The 14,651-nt window shown below is 65.5% G+C and carries 11 protein-coding genes; 5 read left to right on the top strand and 6 right to left on the bottom strand.

Features of this window, described 5'->3' with window-relative positions:
- Positions 1 to 20: 20 nt before the first annotated feature.
- The 4 genes from B4M43_RS13470 to B4M43_RS13455 all read right to left on the bottom strand — a co-directional run bounded on the left by B4M43_RS13470 (position 21) and on the right by B4M43_RS13455 (position 5,611).
- Positions 21 to 2,384: a DNA polymerase II gene (locus tag B4M43_RS13470; RefSeq protein ID WP_296267864.1), complete on the bottom strand. Its 2,364-nt coding sequence runs from the start codon at positions 2,382 to 2,384 to the stop codon at positions 21 to 23.
- A gap of 89 nt (positions 2,385 to 2,473) precedes the next feature.
- Complete coding sequence (locus B4M43_RS13465) at positions 2,474 to 3,202, bottom strand: hypothetical protein (RefSeq protein WP_296267862.1); 729 nt, start codon at positions 3,200 to 3,202, stop codon at positions 2,474 to 2,476.
- Between the two features lie 218 nt (positions 3,203 to 3,420).
- Positions 3,421 to 4,212, bottom strand: coding sequence for a histidinol-phosphatase (gene hisN / locus B4M43_RS13460; protein WP_296267860.1), 792 nt, complete (start codon positions 4,210 to 4,212; stop codon positions 3,421 to 3,423).
- 73 nt (positions 4,213 to 4,285) lie between these two features.
- Positions 4,286 to 5,611, bottom strand: coding sequence for a sigma-54-dependent transcriptional regulator (locus B4M43_RS13455; RefSeq protein ID WP_296267858.1), 1,326 nt, complete (start codon positions 5,609 to 5,611; stop codon positions 4,286 to 4,288).
- Positions 5,612 to 5,941: 330 nt separating this feature from the next.
- Between B4M43_RS13455 and B4M43_RS13450 the strand changes: the two genes are divergently transcribed.
- From B4M43_RS13450 to B4M43_RS13435, 4 genes are all read left to right on the top strand, one after another.
- Complete coding sequence (locus B4M43_RS13450) at positions 5,942 to 6,208, top strand: hypothetical protein (RefSeq protein WP_296267857.1); 267 nt, start codon at positions 5,942 to 5,944, stop codon at positions 6,206 to 6,208.
- A gap of 285 nt (positions 6,209 to 6,493) precedes the next feature.
- Positions 6,494 to 8,143, top strand: coding sequence for an MFS transporter (locus B4M43_RS13445; RefSeq protein WP_296267855.1), 1,650 nt, complete (start codon positions 6,494 to 6,496; stop codon positions 8,141 to 8,143).
- Positions 8,140 to 9,270: an HlyD family secretion protein gene (locus B4M43_RS13440; RefSeq protein ID WP_296267854.1), complete on the top strand. Its 1,131-nt coding sequence runs from the start codon at positions 8,140 to 8,142 to the stop codon at positions 9,268 to 9,270. Before B4M43_RS13445 ends, B4M43_RS13440 begins: the two co-directional genes overlap by 4 nt.
- A 107-nt stretch (positions 9,271 to 9,377) precedes the next feature.
- On the top strand, positions 9,378 to 10,352 hold the full coding sequence (locus B4M43_RS13435; RefSeq protein WP_296267851.1) for an endonuclease: 975 nt from the start codon (positions 9,378 to 9,380) through the stop codon (positions 10,350 to 10,352).
- Positions 10,353 to 10,547: 195 nt separating this feature from the next.
- Here the strand turns inward: B4M43_RS13435 and B4M43_RS13430 are convergent, their stop codons facing one another.
- Positions 10,548 to 11,627, bottom strand: a complete 1,080-nt coding sequence (locus B4M43_RS13430; RefSeq protein ID WP_296267849.1) for a metal-dependent hydrolase — start codon at positions 11,625 to 11,627, stop codon at positions 10,548 to 10,550.
- A 227-nt stretch (positions 11,628 to 11,854) separates the two neighbouring features.
- Between B4M43_RS13430 and B4M43_RS13425 the strand changes: the two genes are divergently transcribed.
- A complete protein-coding gene (locus B4M43_RS13425; protein WP_296267847.1) occupies positions 11,855 to 12,613 on the top strand; it encodes a PIG-L deacetylase family protein in 759 nt (252 codons plus the stop codon).
- A 56-nt stretch (positions 12,614 to 12,669) separates the two neighbouring features.
- On the opposite strand, the gene B4M43_RS13420 is transcribed toward B4M43_RS13425, so the two are convergent.
- Positions 12,670 to 14,352, bottom strand: a complete 1,683-nt coding sequence (locus B4M43_RS13420; RefSeq protein ID WP_296267845.1) for a sulfatase-like hydrolase/transferase — start codon at positions 14,350 to 14,352, stop codon at positions 12,670 to 12,672.
- Positions 14,353 to 14,651 lie beyond the last annotated feature (299 nt).

Here is a 14,651-nt window from a genome sequence, read left to right as displayed (position 1 = left end):
GATTGCGGTGCTTATGTCGCTCAGAACAGCGGCATCTGCCGGCCGATCAAGGCGGCGAAGTCGTCATCCACAAAGGGCAGGATGGCGTCGGCCACAGGCTTCAACTGGCGGTCCAGGTAGTGGTCGTAGTCCGGCGCCGATCGTAGGGTTTCCAATGGCTCGGGGCCGGCCACGGTCATCACGTAGCTGATCCAGCGCCCGCCCTTGTGGTAGTGCCGCGCCCGCCCCAGGGCGGCGCTGGCGGCATCGGCCAGGCGTGCCGCACGCACGTGGGGCGGGACGTTGCGCTGGTAGTCGTCGAGCGGGCGGCGCAAGCGCTTGCGGTACACCAACTGTGCGTCCAGCTCGCCGGCCAGGGTGCTGCGCACGTAGTCGCGCACGTAGTCGTGGTAGGGCTCGTCGCGAAAGATGCGCCCGTAGAGCCCTTGCTGGAATTGCTGGGCCAGCGGCGACCAGTCGCTGCGCACCGACTCCAGACCCTTGTAGATCACCTGGAATTCACCGTCTTCGCGCTGCACCAGCCCGGCATAGCGTTTCTTGCTGCCTTCGTCGGCGCCGCGGATGGTGGGCATCAGAAAGCGCTGGTAGTGGGTCTCGAACTGCAACTCCAGGGCACTGTCCAAATGCAAGTTGTCGGCCAGGTGCTGGCGCCACCACTGGTTGACCTCGCCCACCAGCGAGCGGCCGATAGCCGCGGCGGCGTCTTGGCTGTGTGCGCCTTTGAGCCAGACGAAGGTGGAGTCGGTGTCGCCATAGATCACCTCATAGCCACGGGCTTCGATCAGCGCGCGGGTCTGGCGCATGATCTGGTGCCCGCGCAAGGTGATCGACGAAGTCAGGCGCGTATCGAAGAAGCGGCAGCCGTTGGTACCGAGCACGCCGTAGAAGGCGTTCATGATGATCTTCAGCGCCTGCGACAACGGCGCGTTGCCGTCGCGCTTGGCCTGCTCCCTGCCCCGCCACACGCGCTCGACGATCGCCGGCAGGCAGTGCTGCGTCCGCGAGAAGCGCGCACCGCAGAAGCCTTCGACCGAATGCGCGTCGTCCGGCTGCTGCAGCCCTTGCACCAACCCCACCGGATCGATGAGGAAGGTGCGGATGATCGACGGGTACAGGCTCTTGTAATCCAGCACCAGCACCGAGGCGTACAAGCCTGGCCGCGAATCCATGACGAAACCGCCCGGGCTGTTCTGCTCGGCGCGACCGCTGGTGTTCGGCGCGACGAAACCCTGGCGGTGCATCAAGGGCAGGTACAAATGGGAAAACGCCGCCACCGATCCGCCGCTGCGGTCGGCCGCCAGGCCCGTGACACTGGCGCGCTCCAGCAGAAACGCCAACAGGCCGGTGTGGGCGAAGATCCGTGTGACCAGCTCGCAGTCCTTGAGGTTGTAGCGCGCCAGCGCCGGTTTGTCCTCGGCGAACATGCGGTTGATCTCGCCCATGCGCGAATAGGGGGTGGCGATCGCCTTGCCCTCGCCGAGCAGGGTCTGGGAAACGTTTTCCAGGCTGAAGGAGGGGAAATTCCAGGTTGCCGAGCGCAGGCCTTCGATGCCGTCGATCAACAGGCGCCCGGCCGCAGCGGCGAAAAAGTGGCTGCGGCTGTCGTTTTCGCGCAGGGTCATCGGCTGGCCGTCGCGGCCCAGGTGGAGTTTCACCTGGTGCTTGTCGGCCTGGGTCTGCAACACGCGTAGGTCGAACTGCACCACGTTCCAGCCGATGATCGCGTCCGGGTCGTGACGCGCCAGCCAGTGATTGAGCGAGGTGATCAGCTCGGCGCGGGTCGCGCAGTAGGTCAGGTCGAAATCCTGCGGCTCGTCCGGCCCATTGGCCGGGCCGAGCATGTACACCTGGCGCTGGCCGCAACCCTCGACGGCGATGCTGTACAACTCGCCGCGCTCGGTGGTTTCGATGTCCAGCGACGCAAGGCGCAGTGCCGGACGGTAGTCGGGGGCCGGTTTGAGCTGCGCGTCGCACAGCACACCCTGGGCGTCGGGCTGGCCGGTGAAAGACACGCCGGCGGTGATGAAGCGCTCCATCAGGTAGCGGTCCGGGGGCTTGATGTCGGCCTCGAACACCTCGATGCCTGCGACGCGCAGGCGTTTTTCCAGGTGCAGTAACTGGCGATATTGGGTGCAGTACAGGCCCAGCACCGGGCGCTGGTCGAAGTCGCGCAGGGCCAGGGGACGCAGTTCCACACCCGCTTCGCCGGCGATCAGCGCCTGCGCCTGCGCGCGGTCGCTTTCTGCGACGAATGCCACCGAAGGCTGCGGCGCCAGGCGCACGCAGCGCGGACCTTGGTCGGTGGCCAGCCAGAACTCGAGCACCGTGCCTTGCGCGGTGTCGTACCAGTGCCGGGTCAGGAGAAAGCCCTGCTGTAACGCCAAAGGGGGACCTCTGTGGAAGGGTTTCAACTGGGGCGACCAAGGCCTGTGCCTACAGGCCGCCAAGGAACTGCCGTCAGTCTACCCCTTCCTCACTGCACCGGCAGGAAGTTCATCAGCAGCAGGCTCTGCGCGTAGTTCAGGCCGATACGCCGGTAGCGCTCGTCGAGCATCTGCGCCAGCAGGTCGAGGCGTGCGACGATCTTGCCGAACTCCACGGCGAAACTGAGGTTGCTGCCGGCTTCGGAAATCTCGTTGGAAAACAGCAGCAGCACGCCTTGGGCGTCTTGCCGCTGACCGAGCATCCAGGTGGCCTTCTCGATGTTACGCGCGGCGTTGTTGACGAATAGCGGGTCGATGGTGTCGGTGACGAAGAACTCGGTACGCCCGCCGTGGGCGGTGATCAGCATGCTGCCGATGGCATAGATGAACGCGCCGACGCGGTCGCCACGAAACTCGGGGGCCAGGGCATAGCTCAGGGCCGCCAAATCGCGGCGTTGGCCCAGTTGCGGCAGGGGTTGGCGCTGCTCGATGGCCAGACGGATCTGTCGCTCGGCGGTGGCGGCGTCGAGGTAGCCGGATTGTTTCCACTGGTTGGGGTTGCGTTGGTAGAGCTTGTTCATCAGCAGGTAGAGGCTGTCGAGGTTGTCGCGCATCGACAGCGTGGCCATGCGGTCGACGCTGGTCTGGAACAGCTCGCTGGGTTTGCCGTCACTCAGTTGATGGAGGATGTCGCGGCCCTGGTCGCGGGCACAGCCGCTCAGGCTGGCGAGCAGGCTCAACAGTAAACAGGACGCTGACAGGGGGTTGCGAACGGGCATCGGGACCTAGTCGATATCGGGTGGCGGCACCGGGGCTCGGTGCGGCCTGGCCAGACATAGAACCCGGGAGAGGGGAAAAGTGCGGTGCCCGTGCCTGGCGTATGGGCCAAGGCACCGTTGCGCGGTCGATTGCCGGGCCCGACCTGCCGACGTGAAGCCTGGGTGTCGGCCGGTCCTGGAGGCTGTCGGGGCTCAGGTCGGCAGGCGGGAGGCCGTCGTCACTTCGCACCCTGCAACAGCGCCAGCACCTGCGCGTGCAAGGCCGGATCGCCACAGGCCACCACACAGCCACCGTTCTGTGCCGAGCCGCCGTCCCAGGCGGTCATGACGCCACCGGCGCCTTCGATGATGGGCATCAACGCCTGAACGTCGTAAGGCTGCAGGCTCGCCTCGACGATCACGTCGACGAAGCCGCTGGCCAGCATGCAATAGGCATAGCAGTCGCCGCCGTAGCGCAGCATCCGGGCCCTGCCGGCCACCCGTTCGAAGGCCGCCTTTTGCTGGGCCCCTTCGAACATCTCGGGGGTGGTGCACATCAGCGAGGCGGCGCCCAGATTCGCGCAGGCCCGGGTGCGCAGGCGACGTTCACCGAGCCAGGCGCTGTCGCCGGTGCCGATGAAGCGCTCGCCGGTGAAGGGTTGGTTCATCACCCCCAGTACCGGACGCTTGCCGTCGTTCAAGGCGATCAGCGTGCCCCACAGCGGCAGGCCGGTGATGAAGGCGCGGGTGCCGTCGATGGGGTCGAGCACCCAGGTCAGCGGGCTGCTGCCCTGGGCCACGCCGTGCTCCTCGCCGAGAATGCCGTGGCTCGGGTACTGCGCCTGGATCAGCGCGCGCATGGCCTCTTCGGCGGCCTTGTCGGCCACGGTGACCGGGTCGTACAGCCGCCCGCCTTTGTCCTCTACTGCCAGGCCCGCCCGGAAGTACGGCTGGATCGCGTCGGCGGCGGCATCGGCCAGCGTTTCGGCGAAGGCGCGGAATTCGCTCAACTGTTCGGCGTTCAAGGGCATGGCGGTAGAGCCTCGCTGCGGGAAGGGGCACGCATCATACCCCACGTCCCTGCCCCACGCAGCCGCATGCGGGTCAGCGGATCCGGTGCTTGCGCAACAGGCGGTAGAAGGTCGGACGCGACACGCCCAGCACCCGTGCGGCCAGGCTGAAGTTGTTGCTGTGGCGATCGAGCACATCGCGCAGCGCCTGACGCTCGGCGCGGTGTTTGTAGTCCTCCAGGGTGCCGAGCGGTCGCGCATCCTGTGCGCTGGCCTCAAGGCCCAAGTCCTGGGCTTCGATCTGCCGCCCCTCGGCCAGCACCAGCCCGCGTCGCACACGGTGGGCCAACTCGCGCACGTTGCCCGGCCAATCGTGTCGGGCCATGGCCGCCAAGGCGCTGTCGCTGAACGAGCGCGGGCAGCGCCCGGTTTCCAGGCCGTAGAACCGCGCGAAATGCTCGGCCAGCAGGGCCAGGTCGCCGTGCCGGGCACGCAGCGGCGCGATCTCGACGTGCAGTGCGTTGAGCTGTCGATAGAGGTCTTCACGGAAACTTCCGCGTTCGACCGCCTGTGCGAGACCGCTGTCGGTGGCCGTCAACAGCCGCACATCCACGGCGCGCGGCGGGCTGCCGCCGAGCGGTTCGAAGTGCCTTTCCTGGAGGACGCGCAGCAGGCTGGCCTGCAAGCCCAGCGGCAGGTCGCCGATGGCGTCGAGAAACAGCGTGCCACCTTGTGCCGCTTCGATGCGCCCGACATGGCGCGGGTGGGCGTCGGCTGCGGCGCCCTGCACCTGCCCGAACAACTCGGCTTGCAGCAGGTGCTCGGGAATGGCCGCGCAGTTGACCGCCACGAACGGCCCATTGCGGCGTTGCGATTGACGGTGCAAGGTCTTGGCCACCAGCGCCTTGCCGGTGCCACTTTCGCCACGGATCAGCACGGGTGCGTCGGCGGACGCCAGCTTGCCCAGCAACCTGCGCAGTTCACGAATCGGCCGACTATCGCCGAGCAGTTGGTCATCGGGCAGTTCAAGCGAAGGTGCGCTTTTGCCGCGCAGACGCGCCATGCCGTAGGCGCGGCCCAGCGTGACCAGCACGCGGGCCACGTCAAACGGCAGGGTATGAAAGTCGAAGAACCATTCGCAGACAAAATCGCCCACGTTGTGCAGACGCAGTTCTTCAGTGCTGAGCACAGCGATCCATTCCGTATCGCTGCGCTTGATCAGTTCTTTGACCGCGACGGGATCGCGCAGGTGCGCGGCGCGCAGGCGCAATACGCCCACATCGCAAGGTCGTTCGCGCGCTTGGTCCAGGACCGACGTACTGACATCCCAACCCGCGTCGAGCAAATCTGGCAGCAGTCGGTGGCAGTCATCGCACGGATCGACAATGAGCAAGCGATGCAGTGACGCGGTGTCCGGCATGACCATCCCTTGGCGTCGGTTTACGGTTTTCCAACGGAAACAATCAGTTGCGACGCCTGAATAAAAGTAGCAATTAATTGACGATGTCCTACGACCGTTGGTCTGCCAAGTGCCCGCCGAATCTGCGATCGGGGAATTTTCCAAACCCGTCCGCGTCACACGGGCGCGCATTGAAAATACCCCGGCGCCTGCGTCGAAAAGTTTTTTGAAAAAGGTGTGACTCCGTGGCTGGCGGCGCGCATCAGTACTCGTAACCCCGCCCAGTAGCAGCCGATTCGAACTACCGAGCGGACACCTATTCGCAGTACAGGAACCAAGAGAGAGCTACCCATGAACGCCCCGCTCCGTGTCAACGAAGCACTGCTGATCGCCGACCACGCTTTCGAGCCTTTCCAGTGTGTAGCCTGGGATGCGCCTAACGGGACTGGAGAGCTGAGCCTGGCGGTCATCGACCGGACCAACACGCGCATCGGCAGCAAGCAAGTGTCGTCGCGCACCTATTCCGACCTCGCGCAATGGGGCCGACTGATCGAAGAAGTGCGTGCCGAGCTCAACAGCAAGGGTTACGACTTGCAGCCTTGGTCGATGCCCAAGTAACGGCTGTTCTGAAGATCCGTTGTCCGAGTGCGCCGTTTCTTTGCACGCCGCTGCATGCGAGACGGCGCATTACGAGTCATCCAACCTCGAACTCATCGACTGCGCACTGCGTTTCATGACAGCGCACCGCGCTGATTCGAGCGTCAGTGATGTTCGATAACCAGGCCTCTTCCTCCGCTCGCAAAGTGTTTGCCGCAGACTACCAACCGCCTGTGACAGAATTTTTCCCCCGCCCGTCAGTCCATTAGACTTCAGCCCACGCCTCACACACCGCGCAGACCCGCCATGGACAAGTACGCCCCCCGCCAGTGGCAAGAGCACGAACGCCCGGTGCTGCCCGGCTCGCCTTCAACGCCTTTGCATGCGCCGAGCAAACGCCTGGCCTATGGCCTGGTCGGGCTGCTGGTGGCGATCACCGGTGGGCTGGGCAACGCACTGGTGACTGCCAACCTGGTGTTCCTGCAAGGCGCGCTGGGTGCGACCAGCGCCGAGATGGCCTGGCTGCCGGCCGCCTACGTGATGACAAACGTGTCGATGAACCTGCTGCTGGTGAAATTCCGTCAGGAATTCGGCTTGCGCGCCTTCACCGAGGTGTTTCTGGTGCTGTACGCGCTAGTGACCTTCGCCCACCTGTTCGTCAACGACCTCAATTCCGCCATCGCCGTACGCGCGGCGCACGGCATGGTCGGTGCGGCGCTCAGTTCGCTGGGGCTGTACTACATGATCCAGGCGTTCCCGGCCAAATGGCGCCTACGCGCCATGGTCTTGGGCCTGGGGGCCTCGCAGTTGGCCCTGCCGCTGGCGCGGGTGTTCTCCGAAGACTTGCTGCAGATCGCCGAATGGCGCGGTCTGTACCTGTTCGAGCTGGGCCTGGCGATTACCGCGCTGGGCTGTGTGCTGATGCTCAAACTGCCGCCCGGCGACCGTTTCAAGACCTTCGAGCCGCTGGATTTTCTCACCTTTTCGCTGATGGCCGGTGGCACTGCCCTGCTCTGCGCGGCGCTGTCGCTGGGACGTATCGAGTGGTGGCTGGAAACGCCTTGGGTCGGCGCCGCCCTGGCCGCGTCCATCGCGCTGATCTGCGCGGGCCTGGCCATCGAGCACAACCGCCGCAATCCGTTGCTGATGACCCGCTGGCTGGGCAGCGCGGCGGTCATTCGCCTGGGACTGTGCGTGATCCTGATCCGCATGGTCAGCTCCGAGCAATCCACCGGTGCGGTGGGCTTTCTGCAAGCGCTGAACATGGGCAGCGAGCAGATGCGCTCGCTGTACGCGATCATGCTGCTCGGCGCGGTGGCGGGGCTGGCGACCAGCGCCCTGACCATCAACCCTGCGCACCTGATCTTGCCGCTGTCCATCTCGGTGGCGGCCATGGCCGTCGGTTCGTTCATGGACAGCACCTCGAACAACCTCACACGCCCGGCGCAGATGTATTTCAGCCAGTTCCTGCTGGCCTTCGGCGGCACCTTCTTCCTCGGCCCGTGCATGGTGCTGGGCATCAGCCACGTACGCGCCAACCCGCGCAACCTGGTGAGTTTCTCGGTGCTGTTCGGGATCTGTAACAACTTGGGCGGCCTGATCGGTGCGGCGCTGTTGGGCACCTTCCAGATCTGGCGGGAGAAATTCCATTCCAGCCAGATCACCGAGCGCCTGAGCGCCTTCGACCCGTTGGTGGCCGCGCGGGTGCAGAGCGGCGGTGCCAGCTATGCCGGGCAGTTCGCCGACCCGGCGTTGCGCACCGAAGTCGGCACGCGCTTGCTGGCCAACGCCGCCACCCGCGAAGCCAACGTGCTGGCCTATAACGATGTGTTCATGCTGATCGGCGGGGTCGCGATCCTGACCCTCCTGTGGATCAGCCTGCGCAGCCTGTGGGTCTGGTACTCGACCCGCCGCGCCCCTTCCCCCCCTTCCACTGCCGGTGCCACGAGCCAATGACCCAGGAAGAAACGCCGTCGACCACCACCACCGCCCTGGCCGAGACCCCGGAAGGCAAGGCGCCGCCCAGCGAAGCGGCCAGCCCTTCGCGCGGTCGGCGGGTGCGCCTGCTGTCGGCCCTGGTGTTCGCCGGCATCGCCTTGGCCGGCGTGCTGCTGGTGCTGTATGCCTGGCGCCTGCCGCCGTTCAGCAGCCCCATCGAGAGCACCGAGAACGCCTTGGTCAAAGGCCAGGTCACGACCATCGGCCCACAGCTAGCCGGTTACATCGTCGAAGTGCCGGTGCACGACTTCCAGTTCGTCAAGGCCGGCGACCTGCTGGTGCGCCTGGACGACCGCATCTACCGCCAGCGTCTGGCCCAGGCCATCGCCCAACAGCGGCAACAGGAGGCTGCGCTGGCCAACAACCTGCAACAGCGCCGCAGCGCCGAAGCCACCATCGCCCAGCGTCAGGCCGCCATCGCCGACGCCGCGGCCCAGGGCGACAAGGCCAAGGCCGACCTGCGCCGCAACCAGGCGCTGGTCAGCGACGGCTCGGTATCGCGCCGTGAGTTCGACATCACCCGTGCCGCCGCGGCCGCCGCACAGGCCAGCCTGGCCCAGGCCAAGGCGGCGCTGGCCATCGCCCGCGAAGACCTGCAATCGGTGATCGTCAACCGCGCCTCCCTGGAAGCCGCAGTGGAAAACGCCAAGGCCAGCGTGGAACTGGCGCGCATCGATCTGGACAACACCCGGGTAGTGGCCCCGCGCGACGGGCAGCTCGGGCAGATCGGCACGCGCCTGGGCGCCTATGTGAACTCGGGCGCCCAACTCATGGCACTGGTGCCCGACACCTTGTGGGTGATCGCCAACATGAAAGAGACGCAGATGGCCGACGTGCGCGTGGGCCAGGCGGCGAGCTTTACGGTCGATGCGCTCAACCACCGCAAGCTGTACGGCCACATCGAGCAGATCGCCCCGGCTACTGGCTCGGAGTTCGCCTTGTTGCAGGCCGACAACGCCACTGGCAACTTCGTCAAGATCGCCCAGCGCATTCCGGTGCGCATCAAGGTCGATCCCGACCAGGCGGACGCGCAGCGCTTGCGCCCAGGGATGTCGGTGGTGGTGAGCATCGACACTGCGCAGTAGGTGCGTACGGCAGATGGAGCGCTTGGACGGGAATGTTTCCAAGATGGGTTGTAGCGCCCAGGCATGTCTATAATGCGCGCCCTCCTTTTTCTGACCCCTTTTCGACCATGATCAAGCTGTTATCTGCGTTAAGCCTTACATTCGCCGTCGCTTTTCCCACTTTCGCAAGCCCTCCGGATACCTTCACCGAAGCCAAGGTAGTGGCCAAGCAGAAGGTCTACCTCGACCAGGCCAAAAGCGCCATGGGCGAGCTGTATTGCGGCTGCAAGTGGGAGTGGGTGGGCAAGTCCGGCGGGCGCATCGACGCCGCCTCCTGCGGTTACGCCACACGTAAGCAGGCCAACCGCGCCGAACGCACCGAGTGGGAACACATCGTGCCGGCCTGGACCTTCGGCCACCAGCGCCAGTGCTGGCAAAACGGTGGGCGCAAGCAATGCGTCGACAACGATCCGGTGTTCCGCGCCATGGAAGCCAACCTGTTCAACCTCTACCCCGCCGTCGGCGAGGTGAACGGCGACCGCAGCAACTTCAACTACGGCATGACCTCGGGCGTGGCGCCCCAGTACGGCCAGTGCAAGACCCGCATCGACTTCAAGGAGCGCACCGCCGAGCCCCGCGACGAGGTCAAGGGCCTGGTGGCGCGTACCACGTTCTACATGTTCGATCGCTACAAGCTGAACATGTCCAATCAGCAACAGCGTCTGCTGATGGCCTGGGATAAACAGTTCCCGGTCAATGCCTGGGAAAAGGAGCGTGACCGCCGCATCGCCGCGATCATGGGCCACGGCAACCCGTTCGTCAGCGGCGCACGGCAGTGGACCCAGGGCTATCGGCCGGTAGGCGACGGCTTGGTGAGTGCGCTGCCCGCTGGCTCCGCCGCTGCCAGCAAGCCTTCGACCGCGCCTGTGGCCAAAGCCCAGGCCAGCCACGGCAGCATCGTCGGCAACAGCAACAGCCACCTCTACCACCTGCCCAGCGGCTGCCCGAGCTACGACAAAGTGGCGGCGAAGAACCGCGTCAGCTTCGAGTCCGAAGCCCAGGCCCAGGCGCAGGGTTACAAGAAGGCCGGCAACTGCCGCTAAGGTGCAAAGCGCGCTGCCGTGGTTCAAGGCATGCGCGCCGCATCCCGCCTTCCAAGGCAAGGCATTGCCAGCAGGCCACGGTCGCCGCCAGGTTCCAGGCGCACACGGGTTTCACGGTGTACGCCGTCAGCGGACATCGTGCCGTTGGACGCAGGCAATCTGCGATCGACCGTCCTCCCACACCTTCCTTGGCGCTCAACGCGCGGCATCGCCCTCAACGCTAAGCGCCTGCCATGCCGCCAGCGGCAAAGGCGGCGTTTGGCTGAAGATCCGCCGCCACATCAGCGCCAGCATCTGCCGGTCGACCAAGCCGCCGGCATGGCTACCGCGCCAGCGCGATGGCTGCACCGCCTGCCACTGCCCTTGGGCATCGCGCCGAGCCATGACGAAACGGAAGTTGTAATCGCTCGGCGTACCCATGCGCAGGTCGCTGACCACCAGCGCGTCGCCGATCACGTCGTAGCGCAGCCAGTCGTCGGTGAACCAGCGCAGGCGCTCGTGCAGCGCCACACCGGCCAACGGTTGCGCCGCCTCCAGGTGCAGAGGCTGACGCTGCATCTCGGGCGGTGCGCGGTCGAACAGGCTGCTGACGCCTTCGTAGTAATGCCCGTCGGGGGTGGTCGCCAGCACGCGCCAGATGAAGGTGTTGAACGCCATCGGCACGGCGCGCACGCGCTCGTGGGCGATGCCTTGCGCGTCCAGCGCGGCGGCGAAGCGCTGCTCGGTGAGCAGGCGTGCGCCAACTCCGAAGCCCAGGTACAGCGCACCGAACACCAACGCTGCGGCGAGCAGGCGCCGCGCCCGCTCACCGAGCCCGACCACGGCGGCGTACAGCACCGTCAGCAGCAACGGCACGCTGTACACCGGATCGACGATGAACACCCCTGCCCAGCTCTGCGGCGTCACCTGTAGCGGCCAGAGCAGTTGCGTGCCGTACACGGTGAAAGCATCGAGCAGCGGATGGGTGACCAGCACCAGCCAGAACGTCAGCAACAGCCGAGGCCAGCGGTAACCGTGGTCCAGCCAGCGCCAGCGGGCCAACGCCATCACCACGGCGGTGAGTACGACGGCAAGGCCGGTCAACATGAACAGCGAATGGGAAAAGCCTCGGTGGAAGGTCATCTGCGAGACCGGATCGGCGTAATGCACGAATACATCCAGATCCGGCACCGTGGCCAGGGCCGCGCCATAGGCCAACGCGCGGCGGCCCTGGATGCGGCCCAGTAGTGAGCCTTGCAATGCAGCGCCCAACAGGGCTTGGGTGATCGAATCCATGGAGCGGCAGTTCCTCGAGAGATCGGCAGAGACGCTACTGGGATCGGGCGCGATGGGCAAAATTCCACACGATCGACGGTCCTGCGCAAATGGCAGGTCGTGCGCTGGGGTTGAACTCCGGCGCGCGTGGCGACCTCTCAAGCACGACACCCTAGGCTGGCTGCACGCTCGCGCCCCTATGCGAGTTGAGGTTCGCCGCCGCCTCGCCTGCCCAGGAGCCCTGCCCCATGCACGATGAAGATCTGATCCAAGCCAGCGGCGGTACGCCGTGGCAGCAGTGGCAACATTGCGCGCACCTGGCCCGCGCGGCCTGGACCGACCCGCAGCAGCTGTGCCCGCCGGGCCGCCGCCTGGTGCTGGTCGCGCCGCATCCGGACGACGAAATCCTCATGGCCGGCGGCCTGCTGGCCGGCTTTCATGGTCGCGAAGACGATCTGGTGCTGATCTCGGCTACCGACGGCGAAGGCAGCCATCCCGATTCCAGCCAATGGAGCGAGCGCCGTCTGCGCCATCAGCGCCCGCTGGAGAGCCGCCACGCCCTGCAAGCGCTGAACCTGGACCTCAACCGCCTCGACTGGCGCCGTTTGAACCTCAAGGACGGCGGTGTCCAGCGCGACGAGGCGTATCTGGTCAACCACCTCAGCCAACTACTCAAGCCCGACGACGTGCTGATGGTGACTTGGCGCGGCGACGGCCACACCGACCATGAAGCGGTGGGTCGCGCCGGCGCACAAGCGGCGCAAGCGCGCGGTGCGCAACTGGTCGAAGTGCCGGTCTGGGCCTGGCACTGGGCAGGCCCGGACGACGCGCGCCTACCCTGGGAGCGCGCGCGGCGCCTGCAAATCGACGAGGCCCGCCTGGCGCGCAAACGTCAGGCGATTCACGCCCATGTCAGTCAATTGAACAGCGACGAAGGCCGCCCTCCGGTGGTGCCTTCCACGTTGCTCGACTGCCTGTTGCAGCCGTTCGAACTGGTGTTTGTTTAGACCCTGCCGGTGCGCCCTGCGCATCGCTTGTGTGTCGCAACGCCTGCCACTCGAACTCATCGGTCCTGTGCAGCATCCGGCTCGGCCAGCCCCTTCACATCGATGAAGCGAAAATCCGGCTTGGCGCCCAGGCGCGCGTTATAACGGGCGTTGAAGGTGAAGGGGTCGTGGGTCGCCTCGTCCAGGGGCTGCCCATATTGCGCGATGACCGCCTGCCGCTCGTAGCCCATCAGCAACAGCAAGGTCGGAAAGATATTGTAGTGGCTCGATCCATTGCGGTTCTGCGCCAAATGCGCCTGCCAGTCGAGCGTGCGCAAGCCCTGACCTTGCAGCACCAGCAGCGGCACCAGGCCTTCCTCGGCCTGCGGATCGCTGCCGCAATGGGTATTGAGCCCAGGGTTGCCTCGCTGGTGCAGGTCCTGGCCGTGGTCGGAGGTGTAGATCAGCACTGCGTCGCTTAGATCGGCTTGGCTCAGGAGGCGCCGGAAAAACTCCCCGACATTCCACAGCAGGGTGTTGCGGTAGGCGTTGCGGTAGCGCTGCCAATCCTGCGTGCCGCCCGCAAAACCGGCCCGCTCGCCCGTGTCGGCGACGTCCAGGAAGCGCCCGCGCGGCAGCGCCGGGATGTAGCGCATGAAGGCGTCCGGGTATTTGTCGTGTACGGGAAAATGCGCGCCGATCTTGTTCAGCACGATCAGTTGCGGTGTGGGGCTGTGCAGCAGCTGCACCAGTTGCGCCACGGCGGCCATGTCGCGCTGCTGCACCGGCGTATCGTCGAACTGCACGAACTGGTCGATGTCGCGCTGCTCGTCGCGGGTCATCAGGTTCTGCAACGCGCCGCCGGTGCGCTGCCCGTCGAGGTAGACCGTGCGCAGCCCTGCGGCCTTGGCATATTGCCAGATCGACGGTTGGGTGGCGTTGATGCGCAGGTAGTCGGCGCGCGTGCCGCCATAGCGCAAGGTGACGTTGGTGTCGGCGCTGCAATTGGCCGCCGAGGCGGCGTAGCCGAAGTTGAACAGCTCGGCGCCCGGCAGGCGTCCGCCCAGATGGCTGTCGATACCGCCCGGCGTGTTGATGTCCAGATAATTGCCGGCGATGCTTTCGTCGATCACCAGGACGATATGCCGCGCCGCCACCGCACCGGGCCGAGCGAGGCTGACGGGCTGACGTGGCCCTACGCTGTCGTGCAGGCTTTCGTAACCGAACAGGGTCAGGTACGCCAACGGTGTGTACATCACCGGCAAGCCCCTTGCGCCCTCCCCGGCGCGCACGAACAACACCCCGATCAGCAACAGCAGCGCCAGCAGCGGCGCCGCCACCGGCAACCCGTGCGCCAGGCGCGGCGCGGCAGGCGGGCGCAGGCCGAGACCGAGCAGCAGCAACGAGGCCTTGGCCGCTGCCAGGCCGATGACCGCGCCGTACTGCCGTAGCGCCTCGTCGACGAAGCCGCCGGCATACGCCATCGACACGAACGCGCTGTAGGTCAGGTAACCCTGGGTGATCTGCGTATAGGCATCGAACATCGCCGCGCTCAGGGCGAATGCCAGGGCCAGGCACCAACGCACCAGCGCAGGGCGGGTCCAGGCACTGAGCAACAAGGCGCCCGCCAGTACGCCGAACAGCGTGAGAAACATCACCAAGGGCAGGCCCAGACCGAGGGCTTCGAGCCGCTCGCGGTAATAGCCGTGATACGACGCCAAATACACCACGACCAACAGCAGTTTGAACCAAGCACGCATGATCCGAGGTACTCCGATCAGGGGGATTTGACTGAAACCGTAGCACCCCTTGCGCAAACCACAAGGGGGTTAACGTCAAATTTACGTCGATCCTAGCAAGCCATTTTCTGGCGAAAAATGGATCCCACTTCGACAGAATCTATGAGCAGTAAATAAACGTTATCAAGCACTTACACCGTTCATCAGAATCATAAAAAATTTGTGACATTGAATTGTCGCGCTAAGTAACGGATATAAAAGGGATTGATGGCCAAGTGCCGTCTCGTTAGGTGCTGTAAATTCAGCGATACACGCCATTG

The organism is Pseudomonas sp. UBA6562 (assembly GCF_002434265.1).
Lineage (GTDB): Bacteria > Pseudomonadota > Gammaproteobacteria > Pseudomonadales > Pseudomonadaceae > Aquipseudomonas.
Note: the sequence above shows the minus strand (reverse complement) of the source record. Positions and strands in the feature narration are given on the sequence as shown.